Here is a 19,584-nt window from a genome sequence, read left to right as displayed (position 1 = left end):
TATTCTGATTGTCATGAAATATTCGAAATTGTTTGCGTTTTCATATAGACTTTCTTGTTTGAAATGATAAAATCTAAGAGGAGCCTATATAAAGGAGCTAATTTTTTATGAAATTATGGGGCAGAAAGATATTTGTTATATTAATATCCGTACTTACGTTAGGTTTATATATACCTCCTACAGAACTTGCTGCTGAGTCAGCAGAAAAAGAAATGACTTCAGAAGATTCTAGTGAAGAAAAAGAGATACCTCTATCTATTGAGGAACCTCTTATTGATGAAAGTTCTATTGAAACAGAAAATCTGGATGAAGATCCGGTTGATATCATTATGGCCCAGGCTAAAGAACAAACGATTACAAAAATGGGACCTAAAATACTCGATAAAATAGATGCTGAAATGACGGAAGAGATTCTTCCTAAAATTGAAGAAGTTGTAGAGATGCTTCTTACAAAAGCGGATGAACAAGCTCCCTATTATGAAATAACAGAGCAGCTTACTCCTGGATATGGAGAGAAAATCTTTAACTTATACAATCATCGAACCAATGAAGAAGAAGCTCGTTTCCACGTCCGTCGTGATAAACGGCCAGGTGAAGGATACTGGTTCAATTTTCATTATCACTTAAGCGAGGACAACTTTACTAAACACCACTTTATTGGAGAAATTTATTGGGAGAAAAACACTCCTCCTAAATGGATGTCATAAGAGATATGAAACGGCCCTGATAGCGGGGTCGTTTTTTTAGCATTTGTTCGGCATTAAACTCCCGTTTTAAGCCATGTATCGGTGCCCATTGGTAAGGGAGGAGTTATAAGCCGTCGATCGCAGTGTAACAACCAATCAACCCTTACGTGAGCAAATCCTTTTTCTATGAAAGGGAATTACCATAAAGTAAGTGATGGACAACATTTTAAAATAGGGAGTGACTTATGATGAAAGCTTTACTGCTTCGTGGAGACAGCCACTGGAAAGATATGAAGGTTGAAAATGTGGAGCCACCTAAACCATGCAAAGGAGAGGTATTAATTGAAGTACACGCTGCTGGTTTAAATCCCGTTGATTATAAAACCGCCAGCAATGGACATCCAGATTGGTCATACCCCCATATCCTGGGTTTGGATTCTGCAGGGATCATTAGAGAACTTGGAGAAGGTGTAACGGAATGGTCAATTGGAGATCCTGTCGTGTATCACGGAGATTTAACTAGAGACGGGGCTTTTGCTGAGTATAATATAACAACCGCACATACAATTTCTCGTATTCCAGAAGGGGTATCATTTGTAAATGCGGCCGCACTGCCCACCGCTGGATACACTGCTTTCCAGGCGCTACACCGTAAACTTCCTTTGGATCAAACTGAAACACTTCTTATCCATGCCGGAGCTGGTGGAGTTGGAGGCTTTGGCATTCAGCTTGCTAAAGCAGCTGGAAAAACAGTAATTTCGACAGCCTCTTCTCATAATCATGACCACGTAAGGCTTTTAGGTGCAGATTTTGTAATTGATTACAGGAACGAAGAGGTAGAAGCTAGAGTGATGGATATTACCGAAGGACGGGGTGTGGATGCTGTTGTAGATACAGTAAGCAGCCAGAACGCCACTGAATCTCTCGGGTATTTAGCTCATATGGGGCACTTGGTTTATATCGCAGGAGCACCAGATTTTTCTAAAGTTAAACCATTTACTCAAGTCATTTCCTATCACGAAATAGCGCTTGGCGCTATTCATAAGGCGGACATGCAATCACAAGAAGATTTGAGAAGAATGGGAGCCACCATGCTTGATATGGTTAGGCATGGAAAGTTGGAGACCCTGGTTTCAGAAATTGTGGACTTGGATAACGTGCCTGAGGCACTGGAACGCTTAGCTGACCGTCATGTATCAGGCAAGATTGTTGCCAAGTTGAAGTAATGAAGGAAGACTGACTTTTTAGTATAGGTCAGTCTAAAATAAAAGAACAAGATGGAAAAGTTGACGTGCTCAGCAATGCAGGGATTTTCCCAGATAAGAAATGCTCCATATTCGAAATGGAGCTTATAAGCTTAAGGTGATTAAGTTTTAAGGATAAACTAAGAAAAGGATTCAGTCTGTGTGGACTGAATCCTTTTTAGTTAATCAGAGTCTTCACCAATGATTCGGACTTCTCTCTCTAAATCTACGCCAAATTTATCTTTCACAGTTCGCTGGACGTGTTCGATTAAAGAAATGTAATCTGTAGTGGAGGCATTATTTTTATTTACAATGAATCCCGCATGTTTTGTAGATACCTCAGCTCCTCCAATATTCGTTCCTTGAAGTTTACTATCCTGAATTAGTTTACCGGCAAAATATCCAGGCGGACGCTTGAATACGCTGCCGCACGAAGGATATTCAAGAGGCTGTTTAGATTCCCTTTTATACGTTAAATCATCCATAACAGCTTTAATATCTTCATAAGATGCAGGCTTTAAGTTGAAGGTTGCTTCTAGTACAATGTCTCCATTCTCAGGAATGTTACTTGTACGATAATCAAGGTTTAATTCGGAAGCCAGCCTTTTCACAAGGTTCCCTTCTTTATCTACTACATAGGCATAATCCAGGACATCCTTAATTTCACCGCCGTAAGCTCCTGCATTCATATACAATGCACCGCCGACTGTCCCCGGTATACCACAGGCAAACTCAAGTCCTGAAAGACTATGCTTTAAGGCGTGCCTGGAGGCGTCAATAATTCTTGCTCCGCTCTGAGCGACCACGGTATTTCCTTCAGAGGATATATCGTTTAAGTGTTTTAAATTAATAACAATTCCACGAATCCCTCCATCTTTAATGATCAGATTGGAACCGTTCCCAAGCAGAGTGAAAGGAATATTATCTTCGTTGGATAGCTTGACTACGTTCTGAACTTCTTGAAAAGTGGTAGGAGTAATGAAAAAATCAGCTTTGCCTCCAAGTTTCGTATATAAGTGGTCTTTTAACCTCTCATTTACCTTCACGTTGTCTTTTTTAACAAGCTTTAATAATTTATTATAGATTTTTTCTTTAGTTTCCATGAACACCAGTCCCATTTAAAGTTGTTTTTCTATTATCCTGCCTTGAGCCCTTAAAAAATTGAGGGCTAAAGGATAAACTTATCTACACATAGTTTATGTCAATTGGGTAAAAAGTTTACTAAGTCATTTTCGTTCCTTATTTACCACACGCTCCTTATTTTATCATACTTTGAGAATGAAATTTGTAATGAATTCCTGAAGAATGTGTGCAAATTTTGTTGGTTTACCAAATTATTCATCAAATGTGGAGTGTTAACATATTGAAAGCGTTTTACATTAAAAGAAAGTTTTATATTTTCAGAAAAGTCATTGCCTTTACTTCTCCTAGTTAGTATCATCATAATAAGTTGTTTCAAAAATCGACACATAAAAAGATAAGGGGTGCAGGAGATGGATCAATCCAAAAAAGATCTCAAAAAAGATCTAAGAATTAATAGTAAAGTCATCAGCGAAGGAGTTAATCGTGTCCCTAACCGTTCTATGCTTAGAGCAGTAGGTTTTACGGACGAGGACTTCAAAAAGCCGATGATTGGAATTGCCAGTACATGGAGCGAGGTTACGCCTTGCAACGTACATATTGATCGGCTGGCTCGTGAAGCCAAGGATGGTGCTCGTCATAATGGCGGAGCTCCAATGATCTTTAACACAATTACAGTTTCCGATGGAATTGCTATGGGACATGAGGGCATGTTCTACTCTCTTCCAAGCCGTGAAGTAATTGCAGATTCCATTGAAACCGTGACGAATGCTGAACGTCTCGATGGTGTTGTGGCAATTGGAGGTTGTGATAAAACCACCCCTGGATGTTTAATGTCTCTAGGACGTATGAATATTCCTTCAGTCTATGTATATGGAGGTACCATTCAACCAGGTAAGCTGAATGGGGAGGATATTGATATCGTGTCTTCCTTTGAAGCCGTAGGTAAGTATCATGAAGGTCAAATTAATGATGAAGAGCTTCATAAGGTAGAATGTAATGCTTGTCCAGGGGCAGGCGCATGTGGAGGAATGTATACTGCCAATACAATGGCTTCGGCCGTAGAGGCTCTTGGAATGAGTATCCCTGGTTCTTCTTCAACACCTGCTGTAAATGATTATAAGGAGCAAGAATGTAAACAAGCTGGAGAATTAGTGGTAGACCTTTTAGAAAAAGGTATTTACCCTCGAGATATTATGACTAAAGAGGCATTCGAAAACGCGATTACAGTAGTAATGGCTTTAGGTGGATCCACTAATGCATTCCTCCACCTGCTTGCCATGGCTCATTCAGCGGGAGTCGATTTGACGCTCGATGATTTTGAAAGAGTACGCCAGGAGGTCCCTCATATAGCTGATATGAAACCAAGTGGAAAGTATGTTATGCAGGATCTTTATGAAAGCGGCGGCGTTCCAGCTGTTATGAAGCTACTACATGAAAACGGCCTCCTGCATGGGGATTGTCTTACAGTTACTGGAAAAACTGTAGCTGAAAACCTAGCAGAAGCTCCAGCTTTAAAAGAAGGTCAGAAAGTAATTCTGCCGCTGGATAAACCGATTAAACCAAACGGGCCGCTGGTAGTACTTAAAGGAAACCTTGCACCTGAAGGGGCGGTCGCAAAAATGTCTGGTCAAAAGATCAGCCGATTTGAAGGACCGGCACGGGTTTATGATAGTGAAGCAGAAGCTACACAGGCTATCGTAGATGATGAAATTAAAGAGGGCGACGTGCTCGTCATCCGTAATGTTGGTCCTAGAGGTGGTCCAGGAATGCCGGAAATGCTATCCATTACAGCGATGATTGTTGGAAAAGGGCTTGGAGGTAAAGTGGCATTGCTTACAGATGGACGTTTCTCTGGAGGATCTCATGGTTTCGTGATTGGACACGTAGCTCCGGAAGCTGCCTTGGGAGGACCTATTGGCATTCTGAAAGAAGGAGACACGATTACCATCGACAGTGATGTGCAGCAAATTAATTTTGATGTTTCTGATGAAGAATTTAATCGCAGAAAACAAGAATGGCAAAAACCTGCACTTAAATATAAAACAGGTATCTTAGCGAAGTATGCTAAGTTAGTGTCTTCCTCAGCAAAAGGAGCAGTTACAGACGCAGACTTGGAATAAGTTATAAAAAAGGGCGGCTTTATAAGCTGCCCTTTTTATAGTATTTAAAGCTGTTAAACGAAGGTGGTAATACTAAAATAGAGCCGATTAGTTGAAGACTCGACTTCGAGATGTTTTTGGTCCGTTGCTCATATTAAGAGGGGCTGGCTACGGAAACAACTCGTCTTGTTCCATCACCCAGACACTCGAGACATAAGCCGCTCATCAACGGATTGAAAAACCGCAATCCTTTTGATGGTCGGCTTATGCTGGTCGTGTCTTTTGGTGTGATTCCACATTTGAACACTTTCCTGCGTCGTGCAGGGCCGAAAAGCGAAATCGTCCCCCGAGGACCTTCCGCTTAACAAATATTTCGAAACTGAGTCTTTAACCATGATATTTTACAGAGAACGAGAAGGAGTGAGAAAAAATGACTAAATTAGGATTGATACGTCATGGAAGTACCTCTTGGAATAAAGAAAAACGCGCGCAGGGAAAGTCGGACATACCTTTAAACCAAGAAGGAATAAGGGATGCTGAAAAGCTTGCAGAGCGGCTACATACAGAAGAATGGGAAGTCTTATACACAAGTCCATTAAAGAGAGCTGCTAAAACGGCAGATATTATCTCCAGTCGGCTAGGCTTGGAGATCAGCTGCGATGTACGCCTGCAGGAAGTGGACGGCGGTCTAATTGAGGGAACGACAGAAGAAGAAAGAATTAAAAAATGGGGAAGCGGCTGGAGGGAGCTCGACCTGGGAATCGAAAAAAAAGAAAAAATTAAGGAACGGGGGGTGTCTGTCCTTAATGAGCTTGTGAATAGACATGACGGGAAAAATATTTTAGTGGTTAGTCATGGAGCTTTAATCAGTCATTTAGTAAGCGAACTTGATCCTTTAAAAATACGAAAAGAACATATGAAAAATACTTCTATTACTGAAGTTATATTAAAACAAGGTCATTGGTCTTGTGAATTGTTTAATTGTACAAAACATTTAGAGATCTAAAAAAGAGCGGCTTTACTTTCAAGCCGCTCTTTTTAGTCACTCATATGAGTAGTTTAAATCCCAAATGATTCCATAGTGATCCTTTACTTTTGCAAAAGAAGCATTCCAAAATGTGTCTTGTAGTTCCATAAGTACTGTACCACTTTCTTTCAGGCGATCATAAAGGGTCTGGATCTCTTCTTTATTTTCAAGTTCAAGCGCCAGGGAAATATTATTTCCTGTAGTGACGGAGTGTTCTAGAAAAGAATCCGAAACCATAAAGGAAAAACCGTCTTTTTGAAAATGTGCATGCATGATACGGTTTTCCATTCCTTCAGGTGTTTCAAAATCAGCTTCCCCAAAGCTTTGTCTGGCAGTAACTTCCCCTTGAAAGAGCTGAGTGTAATAGTCCAAAGCTTCTGCAGCATTACCATTAAAGGTGAAGTATGGGGTGACTTGATATTTCATTGAATCCCTCCTATTGTGATGTGTCAATCTGTCTTAACTATAATCGATATCAAGCATGGAAGTCACTCTTTTTTCAGGACTTCCAGTGGATGTGTTTAAAGTCTGTGTGAACTGTTTCTTTTTTATAATAACGTGGTAAAAGAATAGAAGAATTCATAAAGGAGTTGAGTATAATGGACAAATTGGTGAGCCTTGGGAAATCAGGTTTATCCGTCAATCCAATAGGATTGGGTACAAACGCCGTAGGCGGACATAATATATATCCGAATCTTGATGAAGAAGCTGGAAAAGATGTTGTACGTACGGCACTTGAAAACAACATGAACTTTCTAGATACAGCTTTCATTTATGGTCCCAAGCGTTCTGAGGAATTAGTTGGACAAGTTATCAAAGAGCAGGGAAATCGCGAAGAGGTCGTATTAGCCACTAAAGGCGCACATGAATTTAAAGGAGACGATGTTGTTTTTAACAACTCACCTTCTTTCCTCAAAGAGGCCGTTGAAGGAAGTTTGGCTCGTCTTCAAACGGATTACATTGATTTATTTTATATCCACTTTCCAGATGATCACACACCAAAAGATGAAGCAGTGGGAGCTTTAAAAGAAATGAAGGATCAAGGTAAGATTCGTTCCATAGGTGTTTCGAATTTTTCAGTGGATCAGTTGAAAGAAGCAGATAAAGACGGATATGTAGACGTAATTCAGGGAGAATACAATCTGTTTAAACGAGAAGCAGAAAAGGAGATGCTACCTTACACCGCCGAGAATGGAATTTCCTTTGTACCTTATTTTCCATTTGCTTCTGGTCTGCTAACAGGGAAATATAACGAAGATACGAGATTCGATGATTTTCGTGCTAAGAATCCGTTGTTCCAGGGCGAAGAATATAGGAAGAATTTGCAAAAGGTCGATCAACTGAAAGAAATAGCACATTCTAAAAACGTGGAGGTTCCGCACCTCGTGCTAGCCTGGTATTTAACCCAGGACTCCATTGATGCTGTAATACCCGGTGCTAAAAAAGTAGACCAAGTAACAAACAACTTAAAAACACTGGATGTAGAGTTATCTTCAGAAGAAGTAAAGAAAATACACGAAATTTTTGCTTAATAAGATGCCTGCCACTCGTGGCAGGCATTTTTAAGGTGTTAAGAATTTAGAGGTCTATATAGCTTATGAACCCCATTATTTCAAGGTTTTTTAGGTTAATTTATTTTACAGCATCTGCCCATTTGTATAGAATTTTCAAAAAACTGTTGCAAAACAAGCTATCACATCGTAAACTGTATCATAACAGTTAAAGATTGATAATGCTGTTATATAAAAAAAGGAGGAATTTTATAATGAAAAAGAAAAATCAAACGGTTTCTGTTCCATGTCCGCAATGTGGTGCTGAGGTGAAAGATCATCATTATACTTATATGATGGAATGCGATCGGTGTCTATCTAAAAAGACTGAATAAAATTATATCATATCTGTTATATAACAAATAAATTATAATATAACTTATATATAACAATATAGAGGGGGTTCGTAATGGAAACAAAGTTATCCAAAATCAAGGTGGAAGGTCACCTTGAACCAGGTTTTGAAGAAATAGTAAACCAGGAAGCGCTGGCTTTTATAGAATCTTTACACCTGCACTTCGAAGAGAGACGAAAGCAATTACTAGACAGAAGGAAAGAGATCCAATCAAAGTTAGATCTTGGGGAAAGACCAGGTTTTCTTAAAGAAACGGAACATATACGCCAAGGGAACTGGCAGATAAGTGATCTGCCAAAAGATTTAAAAGATCGAAGGGTAGAAATTACCGGTCCCGTTGATCGTAAGATGGTCATAAATGGTCTGAATTCTGGAGCTAAAGTATTTATGGCAGACTTTGAGGATGCCAACTCGCCCACATGGTCGAATACGATTCACGGGCAGATTAATTTGCGGGACGCGATTCAGAAAACCATTACTTTTCAAAATGAAAAAGGAAAGTTGTATCAACTGGGGGAACAAACTGCTGTGCTTATGGTACGGCCAAGAGGCTGGCACCTTGAGGAAAAGCACTTAACTTATCAAAATAAAGCGATTTCTGGAAGCCTGGTTGACTTCGGATTGTATTTCTTCCATAACGCTAAACAGCTTATCAAGAATGGTTCAGGTCCCTACTTTTATTTACCTAAACTGGAGAATCATAAGGAAGCAAGATTATGGAATGATATTTTTGTTTACGCTCAAAACTACATGAACATACCTCAAGGAACCATCAAAGCAACGGTATTATTGGAAACGATCCTCGCCGCTTATGAAATGGATGAAATATTGTATGAATTAAAAGAACACTCTGCGGGTCTTAACTGCGGCCGCTGGGATTATATCTTCAGTTTCTTAAAAAAATTCCGTCACGATCCATCAATGATACTTCCGGACCGTTCAGAAGTAACGATGACCGTTCCGTTTATGCGTGCTTATTCTCTTTTGACTATTCAAACCTGTCATAAACGTGGTGCTCCCGCAATGGGGGGGATGGCAGCTCAAATACCCGTGAAAAATGATCCATCCAAGAATGAAGCAGCATTTCAGAAAGTAATAGCTGACAAGAAACGAGAAGTCCAGGACGGACACGATGGAACCTGGGTGGCTCATCCTGGAATGGTTCAGGCGGCCATGGAAGTATTCAATGAAGTAATGCCGGAACCCAATCAAATCAGTAAAACGAAAGAAAAGATTACAGTTTCAGCAGAAGACTTACTGAAAGCTCCTCAAGGGGAAATTACGGAAGAAGGATTACGCACAAATATTAACGTAGGAATTCAGTACATTGCCTCATGGCTCGCAGGAAAAGGAGCTGCTCCGATTCATCATTTGATGGAAGACGCTGCAACTGCTGAAATATCAAGGGCTCAAGTGTGGCAGTGGATCCGTCATCCAAAAGGTACATTGAATGACGGACGTACTATTACGTTTGAACTTTACGATAAATTAAAAGAAGAAGAGATGGAGGCTATCCGCCAAGAAGTTGGGGAGGGTTTTTTCAAAAAGAGGCCGTATAAAGAAGCTGAAAAACTATTCGATACCTTAATTAGAAATGATGAGTTTGAAGACTTTTTAACGATTAAAGCTTATGAGCAGTTATCTTGAGGGGGATGAGCGGAATGATGAATGAAAGAGCAGAAAAACTAAGAAATCAGTGGCAGGAAGAAGAACGTTGGAGCGGCGTGTTACGTCCATATGAGCCAGAAGACGTTATCCGTTTAAGAGGGTCGATGGATATCCAATATACACTTGCTGAAAAAGGTGCCAAAAAATTATGGAACCTACTACATGAAGAAGACTACGTTCACGCCTTAGGTGCTTTAACCGGTAATCAGGCTATGCAGCAAGTAAAAGCCGGACTTAAGGCTATTTACCTAAGTGGCTGGCAGGTAGCAGCGGATGCTAATTTGTCGGGACACATGTACCCGGATCAAAGCTTGTATCCTGCAAACAGTGTGCCTCAGGTAGTTAAAAGAATTAATCAGGCATTACAGCGTGCAGACCAGATACACCATATGGAAGGAAAGCACGAAATTGACTGGTTCGCCCCTATTGTTGCGGATGCAGAAGCAGGTTTTGGTGGACAGTTGAACGTTTTTGAATTAATGAAAGGAATGATTGAAGCAGGAGCATCAGCTGTCCACTTTGAAGATCAGCTGTCCTCAGAGAAGAAATGCGGCCACCTTGGCGGTAAAGTTCTTCTGCCTACTCAAACTGCTGTGCGAAATTTAATTTCTGCCAGATTTGCTGCGGATGTAATGGGTGTTCCAACTATTATTATAGCGCGAACAGATGCGAATGCAGCCGATCTTATCACAAGTGATGTGGATGGAAGTGATGCGGAATTTCTTACAGGAGAAAGAACAGCGGAAGGTTTTTATAAAACGAAAGCGGGTATAGATCAGGCGATTTCAAGAGGTTTAGCTTATGCCCCATACGCAGACTTAGTATGGTGTGAAACGTCGGAACCAAACATAGAAGAAGCTAGAAAATTTGCAGAAGCCATTCATGAGAAATTTCCTGGGAAACTTCTTGCCTACAATTGTTCGCCATCATTTAATTGGAAGAAAAAACTGGACGATGAGACGATTGCTAATTTTCAACGAACACTGGGAGAGATGGGGTATAAATTTCAGTTTGTAACTCTTGCAGGTTTTCACGCGCTTAATCATGGCATGTTCGAATTAGCAAGACAATATAAAGACCGGGGAATGGAAGCTTACTCTGAATTACAGCAAGCGGAATTCAGAAGTGAGACTTATGGATATACAGCTACCCGACATCAGAGGGAAGTAGGAACCGGTTATTTTGATGAAGTAGCTCAAATTATTTCAGGAGGTACGTCATCCACTACTGCATTAAAAGGCTCTACCGAATCCGAACAATTTACGACGGAAACAGTGTCTCAGTCCTAACCTTCAAGCCCACCTTAGAGGTGGGCTTTTTGTAGGAGATTTTTCACATAATCTTAACAACTTAATAAGGTATGTTATCGACTATTTTTGTGTACGTAAGCAAAGGGAGTGATTACATGCCTGCGATATCAGGTAATGAGTACAAGGAAAGACTGGATCGAATAAACGCGGAAGTTTGGCTGGACGGAGAAAGGCTTACGGGAAGGATATCAAGTCATCCCGCGTTTAGGGGAGTAATCCAGACTCAAGGCGAGCTTTATGATTTGCAGCTTCATCCTGCTCATAAAGAAGAATTAACTTTCACATCAGATACCACTGGAAATAAAATTGGAACCTCTTACTTAATTCCCAAAACAAAAGAAGATCTTGAAAAAAGAAGAAAGATGATTCAATGCTGGGCACGCCATTCCGGCGGTTTATTAGGGCGGAGTCCTGACTATATGAATACAGTGCTTGCAGCCTTTGCCGCTTCGGCAGATTTATTAAAAGGGGAAGCTAACTGTTATCCGGATCGTTTACTATCCATTTATGAGGAAGCTCGTGAACAAGATCTTACCTTTACGCATACATTTGTAAATCCTCAGAATAATCGTGGAAAGCTGGCTTTTCTTGATGAAGATGTAACAAATGCTCGAATCGTGAGGCGAACAAAAGCAGGGCTAATCATTAAAGGAGCAAAACTGCTCGCCACTCAGGGCGGCATGACCGATCAAATCATTGTTTTTTCTGCCCCTGGAGTACAAGAGAGTTCTCACGCCTATGGTTTTTCAATTCCCAGTAATACTAAAGGACTGAAGTATATTTGCCGGGAATCCTTTAGTAATGATCATTCCTCTTACAATTCTCCTCTTTCCTCAAAATTTGATGAAATGGATACAGTTGTAATATTCGATGATGTACTTGTTCCGTGGGAGAGGGTATTCCTGCATGATAATATACGAGCCGCTGATAATTTTTATAAGAAAGGTAAATTCGTTCCATTCACGCTCCATCAGATTATTTCCAGACAAATTGTTAAGTTAGAATTTTTATTAGGCATTGCTCATCAAATTGTGGACACCATCAATATAGGAGAATATCAGCATGTTCAGGCCAAAGTGGTTGAAATTGTAAAAGGTTTGGAGAGTTTAAATGCTTTGCTGCACTATTCAGAATATCAGGCTGAAACAGACAATAGTGGAACAATGGTACCCTCTATTCAGCCACTATATGTGGCGATTAATCAGACGCAGGAATTGTATCCTCGTTTAATTGAAATCATTCAACTCCTAGGTGCAAGCGGATTAATGACTATCCCTCACGAAGAAACGTTTGATTCAAGTGTAGGTCAAGAGTTAGACCATTACTTGAAAGCGGGAGAATGGAAAGGCAAGGAAAGAGTAGCTTTATTCAGGATAGCATGGGATCTGACTATGAGTTCATTCGGTTCGAGACAGACCCTTTATGAGCGGTTCTTTTTTGGAGATCCGGTCCGTATTTCTCAAACCATTTATCAAATGTATGACGAAAAACCTTCGATATCATTAGTTTCAAAATTTCTAAAAGAAAGCTGACGGGCAAGCGTCAGCTTTTATCTTTTAGTATTCCTTTTTTTAGCTTTTTGTTCAAATTGGGAATCGGGCTGCTGATCGGCAATGTCCTCTGTTAAACCTTGAGGGTTCACCGTTTTAGGAGCTTTTCTTTTATCGGCATTACTTTTCTTGCTCATTGTTTAACACCTCCATCTATAGTTTGGGTGATAAAAATAATTTTATCCAAACTCTAACTTTTCAATGTAAGGGACATCGAATGAATTTTATTAAAGGAGCAGAAACTAAGAGCAAGTAAAGGAGGTAATTATCTTGAGCAAAAAGCAAAAAATAGAAGAAATAGCAGAGCGCAGTTACGAGCCGGCGGATTACGAAAAAAATGATGAGACATCACAGGGACTTTCAGTCACTCATGAACAAGTTTCGGACACAATGACAGAAGGAACAATCGACGGTAATATTGATCAATTAGACCAAGATGGAAAATTGATAAGTCATAAAGGCAAACCTCTTTCACGGGAACGTTTTCCTAAGTATAAGAAGTAAGGAGTTAATGATATGGCAAGAAGAAATAAAATATTAGTCCCAGAGGCACAAAAAGGCCTGGATGATTTAAAGCAAAGACTACTCCAAAGCCAGACTCCTGAAAATGCAAAGTTTGAAGTCGCAGAAGAAAAAGGCATACCATTAAACCGATACGATAACGGAAGCTTAAGTACACGGGACGCTGGCCGAATCGGCGGACCAATCGGGGGTCAAATGGTAAAAGAATTAGTTAGACAAGCTCAGAAGGAACTTATGGAAAAAAATAAATAGTGCTCAAATAAGAAAGCAGGGATAAAAATACTCCCTGCTTTCTTATTTGAGCACAAAAATGATATAGTGGCGTAAATTTAGAATGAACAAGCAAAGTTCATTCTTTTTTCGTGAACTCCGGTATAATAGGAAGTAATAAATAAACGTTTTTCCATAGAGGGGATACTATGAAAAAGATAGAAGATCTGGTCGAGGAAATTGTGTTTAAAGACAACCGAATTGTAAGTTTTCCGGTTGAACTCGAGTTTGTAGGTCAGGGGCGAAGTGCGGCCGTTTTTAAATTAAAAAACATCAATCAGGTGATCAAAGTCTTTTATCCTTCTCATAAGCATTTAGCGTTCAGAGAAGCAGAGGTTTATTGTCGTTTATCCAATCGAGTATATTTCCCACATTTAATAGAAGTTGGAGATGGCTTTTTAATTATGGAGTATGTGGAAGGTATAACTTTTTATGACTGTCTCACAAGTGGAAAGCGTATTTCTCCAGAGATGGTACGCAAAGTTGATGAAGTACTAACATATGTGAGAAGTAGGGGATTAACACCAAGTGATATACATCTTAGAAATATCATGCTAACGAGCCATAACGAAGTAGTACTGATTGATGTGGTAAGATTTACTCAACCTTATGAATGTCGATACTGGCCCGATTTGAAAAAAGCATACTATAAGTTTTACTTGAAAAGGTTTTTCCCTAAGCGATTTCCTAAATTATTAATAGAACTGATCATATTGCTGTATCGGAAACGATTGTTATCCATTTAAAAGAAAAAAGCTTTAGAGGGCAGAGAGGGATGCTTGTGGTGACACACACCGAATGATTTTTTATTGGAGAAAGAGCCGCTCCTCGAACCTCTTTCTCCTTCATAAACCGATTGCTCAAGTCTTTTCTTCTAATAAAGAGCCCTGGATGTTTCCTTTGGCTTTTATATAAGAGATGGAGCAGTTATTGAAAATCTCTGGTGTGTCCAAGTTTACTACATGGCCGGAATTAGGAATGAAAAGACATGTTGTATTAGGCATATTCTTTACATCCTTCCATGTATCTTTCTTAAACATGCGGTCTCCGCTGCCCATGAGATAAAGTTTAGGAATAAGTGGAGCCGTTTTTTCTACATCTTCAAAGGTAGTGTCTACTGTATGGGCTATATCATACCAACCTAAAAACTCTTCTCGTTTCATTTGAGAAGCTTCTTTTATGAAAGCATTCCTTGATTCTTTGTGGTTTTTTCTAGGCATCAGCACTCGCGCGAACAAAGAATACAACCATAAATATGGCATCACATTTTTGGCCAGCTTTCCCAAATTAAGAAGCAGCCTGGATATAAGGTTAACTTTTGTTATGGCTCCTCCCATTACGGCTGTTTCTATTCGATGGGGGGCTATGGAGAGCAATTGGTGAATGATAACCGTTCCAAGAGACACCCCAACGACATGTGCTTTCTTGATTCGTAATTGATCCATAACTTCAAGAATATCATTCGCCGCCTCTTTAAAAGAAAAGCAGTTTGAGTTTGAATAAACACTTGGAGATCCCTTATGTCCTCGCAAGTGTATAGCGACTACATTGAAATGTTTTCTATATTCTTTAATTTGGGGGAAGAAGATATTGGCACTCCCACCTATTCCATGTAGTAGAAGTACGTATGGTTTTGTATGATCTTCACTAAATACTTTATATTCTAACAATTTTACACCTCTATCTAATAAAAAGACCAACTCGCAGCAAAAGCTATTTGAGACCGGCCTCTGCTTTCTTTGATGATTGAAAATGGTTTTTAACCTCCATTCTCAATTCCTTTTAATACTTTTACACTTCATTTGCTGCTCAAACCAGGTAATATTGATCGTGGTTGTGGGTTAACTGTCACATTCGGCAGGTATTTAATTCATTCCTTTCTTTCTTAACACATATACCCGCTTCTTTGATATTAAATTCAGCATAATAAACATTCAAGTAGTCCCCGGGTAAAAGGGGCTTTCCCTGTATCAAAGCCTTCAGCTTGATCTTTACAAAAAGACAGCTGGATAATGTTGGGGGGTTATTTCGGTATGCATTAGTTTGAAGGTAGAGGTAATGGCTGTAGTTTAACCGCTGAAGGGATAAGCCACGTGAATTCTTGTTAAAGATAAAGTCTGGACTAGAGGTTTTCAACTTCCGTGCCTAACATAATAAACAAAAATTCTTCCTTTGGTAAGTTCACACTATTTTAATATAAGGTGAAACTCGTAAATTCTTTTCCATTACCCATTCTATATCCAATCGATTTCTTATGTTTTACAGCTTATCTTAAGGGGAAACCATCCATATATGAAAGGTGGAATAAAGAAATGACACAACATCGTTTAAGTAATGTAGAAGTAGGTCAAAACTATTTAGCAAAAGAATTAGACAGCTTTGTTTCTACAACCGATGTGGTTGTTCTATCAAACAATGAATCACAATTGTTTACTGATCCTGAGCGCCAATATAAAGTGGTAGACGTATTTGAAGGATTCTTTGAACATTCTGCTGAGGACGGAGAAAAATATTTCCGTGAGAAAAAAGCTTATGTAGTTGAAAAGGTATAATGATGACACCTCGGGCCTCCTGAAGAGAGGATGCCCGAGGTGTTTTTAATACCTCAGTTTCATAAGAATTTTTTTGATACTTTCATCCTCCATGAGAGTGTTTTCATATTTATTTGTAATTTCGGTAAGAGCTACGTCGTGGTAAAAGAATTCAGTGAAAAATTTCACAAGAGATCTGGATAGTGTTTGGATCCCCTGCCACTCCCCCTGCTCAATCCCTGCGAACAAGATCTCCTTTTCATCAACTATCAATAATTGATATTTCTCAAGAGCTTCATGTCCTTCATTCGGTATTAACACATGAGTTTGTGGGATGGAACTCTTCAGTTCACCTACAGACAGCATTTCTACTGTAACGCCCTCATTTTTTTTCTGTTCAAGCAATGGAGTGAGATCCTTTAAATGCTCATTCCAACCTGATATGTAAATGCTGGAGTTCGCATTCTCCGTTAAATCTTTTGTTAGAGACGAGATCGTTCTTCTGTTTTTTACCGTCCACACACGATCGTCCACCGGAAGGGGAGTGTATTCTTTATTCCTCAGCTCTTTCACATTTGCTTCAAACTCGGATGTTAGGTTTTCGATAATAGTTTCAAGTGGAACCGCATTATAAAGTTTTTTTCGATTAGTAGAGGAACTTAAGATTAGCCCTTTCTCAACCATTCGATTCAGCACTTCATAAACTTTTGACTTGGGAACTTGAGAAAATCTAACAATTGTACTTGCGTCCATGGGCTGATGACTTGCGGATAATACTTCAAAAACTTGGCTTTCGTACTGAGTAAAACCGAATTTTTGTAACATAATAGATTCCCCTTGACCATAATTTCTTGCTTACAGAATACATGGAATAAGTTGTTGCGTAAAATATACTAGCATATTTTCTCTTGTATTTGTAAAGGTGAATGGTTACTATTGTAGTGGTAACCTAATTGGAGAGGGTTTTAGTCGAATGAACAAAAAAGTGTACATGCTGGCTATTGTTGCTTTTGTAGTCGGTACGGTTGAGTTAATTATAGGCGGCACCTTAGACCTCGTTGCTGCTGATTTACGTATTTCTTTGGGGCAAGCAGGATTATTAATTACAATCTTCTCGCTGGTTTTTGCTTTGGCTTCGCCCATACTTTTAACAGCGACTGCCAAAATAGAAAGAAAACAGTTGATGTTATGGACGTTATTCATTTTTTTTACAGGCAATATGATAGCTTTCTGGAGTCCCTCTTACGCTATTCTTATGGCGGCAAGGGTACTGACGGCTGCAAGCGGCTCCTTGTTGGTAGTGCTTGGCGTTACGATTGCGTCTGCTATTGTGGAGCATCAATACCGGGGGCGTGCTATCGGTATTATTTTTATGGGAATTAGCGGCTCACTGGTTTTGGGAGTGCCAATAGGTCTAACCATTGGTAATGCGTTTGGGTGGCGAGTTCCTTTCTTGCTTATCTCAATCCTTACATTAGTTTCTATGATAGCTGTGGCATTTACTTTGGAACGAATTAAGCCAAAGCCTGTGATTTCAATTAAGGAACAGATTCAATCTTTAAAAGATAAGAAAATTTTTTCTGCCCAACTGACCTCCTTCTTGTTTTTAACAGGTCATCTGACCTTATATGCGTATTTGACACCCTTTTTGAAAACGACTTTAGGGCTGGATCCAGCATGGGTTAGTATAGCTTACTTTATTTTTGGTGTGGCAGCAGTTTCGGGCGGCGGTATAGGAGGTATGGCAGCTGATAAATGGGGAGCGGAGAAGAGTATCATAGGTATTATTGTACTGTTTGCTTTAGCGATCTTTATTATTCCTTATGTTACTTTTTCATTACCTTTATTTTTGATTGTCATGGTATTCTGGAGTTCTTTAAGCTGGGCTATCACTCCGGCTCAACAAAGTTATCTCGTAGTTACTGCTCCTGAAACTTCTGATATCCAGCAAAGTTTGAACAACTCTGCTCTTCACTTAGGTATTGCACTTGGTTCAACCATAGGTGGTATCGTAATTGAGCAAAGTTCAGTTATTCATAATGCTACAGTTGGTGGACTATTTGTTCTTCTTGCTCTAGCTTCCGGCTGTTTCTCCATTACCAGAGGCCTTTCGAAAACAAAGACTATCCAGCAACATTCATATGGAAATAATTAGCACCTCAGGTCATCCAAAAAACGGATGATTCTGGGGTTTTTTTATTTTATTTAATATATCTAGAGAATATAAAGATGTTAGTTGTAAATAATAGAAATGATCAACTAAAAGGAGGTATTGCGAATGGGAAGAGATGAACATAACAGCGGAAAAGGAAAGAGAAAACAACGACTTCCTCAAACACCTAAAGATCAGAAGCACCCGGGCATTGATGTTGAATTCTCCGAAGAGATAGCCGATCGCGAAGATATGGAAGCTCTAGAAAGAAGTAAAGCAGCTGACCGTCGCGCTCACAAAAAATCAAATAAATAAATTCCATATACTGGTTCCTCTGGTCATCCAAATATTGGATGACCAGAGGAACCTACCAATTGATTAAAACTTAATTTAGTGAAAACTGAAAAGAGTATTTGTACAGTTAAAATTGTTTGAACTTGAAATTGTTTATGCTATAATATGAAAATATAATCAAGACTAAAGTCATCAGGGAATATGCTAAAGGAGGATATTAATGAGCAATTTACGTAAATGGCTTCCTGCATTATTTTTAGGAATAGTGCTTGTACTGGCCGCTTGTGGTGGAGGAGACGACTCTGAGAACGCTGAAGGTGGAAATGGCGAAGGTGGTTCAGATAATGGCGAATCTACCGAAGAAAAAGGATCTATCAGTATTGGTATGAACAACTGGGCTGAAAACGTAGCCGTATCAAATATGTGGAAAATAGTCTTAGAAGAAAAAGGTTATGACGTGGAGCTTAAACAGGTAGAAAAAGGATTCCTATATGAAGCCCTTTCTTCTGGAGATCTAGATATCGGAATGGAAATCTGGCTTCCGAATACAGACAAAGCTTTCTATGATAAATATGAAGAAGATATTGACTGGCGCGAAACGTGGTATGAAGGTACTCAATTAGGACTTGTGGTACCAACATACATGGAAGACATTAATACGATAGAAGATTTGAAAACTACAGATGTATTAGATGAGAAACAAATTGTGGGAATTGACGCCGGTGCTAGTCTAATGTCATTAACGGAAGATGCCATTAACGAATACGATTTGGACTATTCACTTGCCGCTTCATCTGGCCCGACCATGACTACAGAACTTAAAGGTGCCATTGAAGATGAAGAACCAATTGTTGTAACCCTATGGAAACCTCACTGGGTATTCGCTGAAATGGATCTTAAGTTCCTCGAAGATACAAAAGGTGTATATGGCAAATCAGAAAATATTTCATATGCTGCCCGTAAAGGTTTGGAAGAAGACAATCCTACAGTTGTAAAATGGTTTGATAACTTTAAGATGGATGACCAGCAGCTGGGTAGTCTAATGGCTGCTTTAAACGAAGCAGAAACTCCTGAAGAGGGTGCTCAAAACTGGATCGATGAACATCAGGATGTCATTGATGAATGGACAGCTGAATAACAATTTCTTTACGAACAACCTGTTCTTCTGAAGAGAACAGGTTGTTTTTTTGTTTTTAAATAGAATTATCAGAAATGTGTTACGATTAGGTAGGTATATATACAT

At 39.4% G+C, this 19,584-nt stretch carries 20 protein-coding genes; 15 read left to right on the top strand and 5 right to left on the bottom strand.

Annotated features, from left to right (window positions below; translation table 11 throughout):
* The first annotated feature begins 107 nt into the window (after window positions 1-107).
* Together LCM11_RS10475 and LCM11_RS10470 are read left to right on the top strand one after the other, a co-directional pair.
* Window positions 108-707, top strand: coding sequence for a YpjP family protein (locus LCM11_RS10475; RefSeq protein WP_224894189.1), 600 nt, complete (start codon window positions 108-110; stop codon window positions 705-707).
* 227 nt (window positions 708-934) lie between these two features.
* On the top strand, window positions 935-1,912 hold the full coding sequence (locus tag LCM11_RS10470) for a zinc-binding dehydrogenase (RefSeq protein WP_224894188.1): 978 nt from the start codon (window positions 935-937) through the stop codon (window positions 1,910-1,912).
* A 200-nt stretch (window positions 1,913-2,112) separates the two neighbouring features.
* Here the strand turns inward: LCM11_RS10470 and murB are convergent, their stop codons facing one another.
* On the bottom strand, window positions 2,113-3,033 hold the full coding sequence (gene murB, locus LCM11_RS10465) for a UDP-N-acetylmuramate dehydrogenase (RefSeq protein ID WP_224894187.1): 921 nt from the start codon (window positions 3,031-3,033) through the stop codon (window positions 2,113-2,115).
* Window positions 3,034-3,423: 390 nt separating this feature from the next.
* On the opposite strand from murB, the gene ilvD reads away from it, so the two are divergent.
* Window positions 3,424-5,133 (top strand): dihydroxy-acid dehydratase, encoded by a 1,710-nt coding sequence (gene ilvD / locus LCM11_RS10460; RefSeq protein ID WP_224894186.1) that lies wholly within the window; start codon window positions 3,424-3,426, stop codon window positions 5,131-5,133.
* 409 nt (window positions 5,134-5,542) lie between these two features.
* A complete protein-coding gene (locus LCM11_RS10455) occupies window positions 5,543-6,118 on the top strand; it encodes a histidine phosphatase family protein (protein WP_224894185.1) in 576 nt (191 codons plus the stop codon).
* A 36-nt stretch (window positions 6,119-6,154) separates the two neighbouring features.
* On the opposite strand, the gene LCM11_RS10450 is transcribed toward LCM11_RS10455, so the two are convergent.
* Window positions 6,155-6,565, bottom strand: coding sequence for a VOC family protein (locus LCM11_RS10450; RefSeq protein ID WP_224894184.1), 411 nt, complete (start codon window positions 6,563-6,565; stop codon window positions 6,155-6,157).
* Between the two features lie 173 nt (window positions 6,566-6,738).
* Here LCM11_RS10450 and LCM11_RS10445 point away from each other — a divergent pair, with 173 nt between their 5' ends.
* The 4 genes from LCM11_RS10445 (at window position 6,739) to hpaB (ending at window position 12,554) form a co-directional block, all read left to right on the top strand.
* Window positions 6,739-7,671, top strand: a complete 933-nt coding sequence (locus LCM11_RS10445) for an aldo/keto reductase (protein WP_224894183.1) — start codon at window positions 6,739-6,741, stop codon at window positions 7,669-7,671.
* Between the two features lie 427 nt (window positions 7,672-8,098).
* On the top strand, window positions 8,099-9,691 hold the full coding sequence (gene aceB / locus LCM11_RS10440; RefSeq protein WP_224894182.1) for a malate synthase A: 1,593 nt from the start codon (window positions 8,099-8,101) through the stop codon (window positions 9,689-9,691).
* A 14-nt stretch (window positions 9,692-9,705) separates the two neighbouring features.
* Entirely contained in the window at window positions 9,706-11,001 is a 1,296-nt protein-coding gene (gene aceA, locus LCM11_RS10435; protein ID WP_224894181.1) for an isocitrate lyase, read from the top strand.
* Window positions 11,002-11,117: 116 nt separating this feature from the next.
* Window positions 11,118-12,554, top strand: coding sequence for a 4-hydroxyphenylacetate 3-monooxygenase, oxygenase component (gene hpaB / locus LCM11_RS10430; RefSeq protein WP_224894180.1), 1,437 nt, complete (start codon window positions 11,118-11,120; stop codon window positions 12,552-12,554).
* Window positions 12,555-12,571: 17 nt separating this feature from the next.
* Here hpaB and LCM11_RS10425 read toward each other — a convergent pair whose 3' ends face one another.
* Entirely contained in the window at window positions 12,572-12,709 is a 138-nt protein-coding gene (locus tag LCM11_RS10425; RefSeq protein ID WP_224894179.1) for a hypothetical protein, read from the bottom strand.
* Between the two features lie 133 nt (window positions 12,710-12,842).
* Between LCM11_RS10425 and LCM11_RS10420 the strand changes: the two genes are divergently transcribed.
* The 3 genes from LCM11_RS10420 (at window position 12,843) to LCM11_RS10410 (ending at window position 14,110) form a co-directional block, all read left to right on the top strand.
* Complete coding sequence (locus LCM11_RS10420; RefSeq protein WP_224894178.1) at window positions 12,843-13,076, top strand: YozQ family protein; 234 nt, start codon at window positions 12,843-12,845, stop codon at window positions 13,074-13,076.
* A 12-nt stretch (window positions 13,077-13,088) separates the two neighbouring features.
* Window positions 13,089-13,346, top strand: coding sequence for an alpha/beta-type small acid-soluble spore protein (locus LCM11_RS10415; protein WP_224894177.1), 258 nt, complete (start codon window positions 13,089-13,091; stop codon window positions 13,344-13,346).
* Window positions 13,347-13,513: 167 nt separating this feature from the next.
* Entirely contained in the window at window positions 13,514-14,110 is a 597-nt protein-coding gene (locus LCM11_RS10410; protein ID WP_224894176.1) for an RIO1 family regulatory kinase/ATPase, read from the top strand.
* Window positions 14,111-14,224: 114 nt separating this feature from the next.
* Here the strand turns inward: LCM11_RS10410 and LCM11_RS10405 are convergent, their stop codons facing one another.
* On the bottom strand, window positions 14,225-15,034 hold the full coding sequence (locus LCM11_RS10405) for an alpha/beta fold hydrolase (protein ID WP_224894175.1): 810 nt from the start codon (window positions 15,032-15,034) through the stop codon (window positions 14,225-14,227).
* Between the two features lie 642 nt (window positions 15,035-15,676).
* Here LCM11_RS10405 and LCM11_RS10400 point away from each other — a divergent pair.
* Window positions 15,677-15,916, top strand: a complete 240-nt coding sequence (locus tag LCM11_RS10400) for a hypothetical protein (RefSeq protein ID WP_224894174.1) — start codon at window positions 15,677-15,679, stop codon at window positions 15,914-15,916.
* 45 nt (window positions 15,917-15,961) lie between these two features.
* Here LCM11_RS10400 and LCM11_RS10395 read toward each other — a convergent pair whose 3' ends face one another.
* Window positions 15,962-16,720: a TrmB family transcriptional regulator gene (locus tag LCM11_RS10395; protein WP_224894173.1), complete on the bottom strand. Its 759-nt coding sequence runs from the start codon at window positions 16,718-16,720 to the stop codon at window positions 15,962-15,964.
* 148 nt (window positions 16,721-16,868) lie between these two features.
* Here LCM11_RS10395 and LCM11_RS10390 point away from each other — a divergent pair, with 148 nt between their 5' ends.
* The 3 genes from LCM11_RS10390 to LCM11_RS10380 all read left to right on the top strand — a co-directional run bounded on the left by LCM11_RS10390 (window position 16,869) and on the right by LCM11_RS10380 (window position 19,479).
* Window positions 16,869-18,050 carry an MFS transporter gene (locus LCM11_RS10390; RefSeq protein ID WP_224894172.1) on the top strand — a complete coding sequence of 394 codons (1,182 nt, stop codon included), beginning with the start codon at window positions 16,869-16,871 and terminating at the stop codon, window positions 18,048-18,050.
* 123 nt (window positions 18,051-18,173) lie between these two features.
* Window positions 18,174-18,362, top strand: coding sequence for a YfhD family protein (locus LCM11_RS10385; protein ID WP_224894171.1), 189 nt, complete (start codon window positions 18,174-18,176; stop codon window positions 18,360-18,362).
* A gap of 199 nt (window positions 18,363-18,561) precedes the next feature.
* Window positions 18,562-19,479, top strand: a complete 918-nt coding sequence (locus LCM11_RS10380; protein WP_224894170.1) for a glycine betaine ABC transporter substrate-binding protein — start codon at window positions 18,562-18,564, stop codon at window positions 19,477-19,479.
* Window positions 19,480-19,584: the final 105 nt, after the last annotated feature.

The sequence above is a fragment of the Halobacillus halophilus genome (genome assembly GCF_020171985.1).
GTDB lineage: Bacteria > Bacillota > Bacilli > Bacillales > Halobacillaceae > Halobacillus > Halobacillus halophilus_A.
The sequence above is the reverse complement of the archived record's forward strand: the minus strand, read 5'-3'. Positions and strand labels throughout refer to the sequence as shown.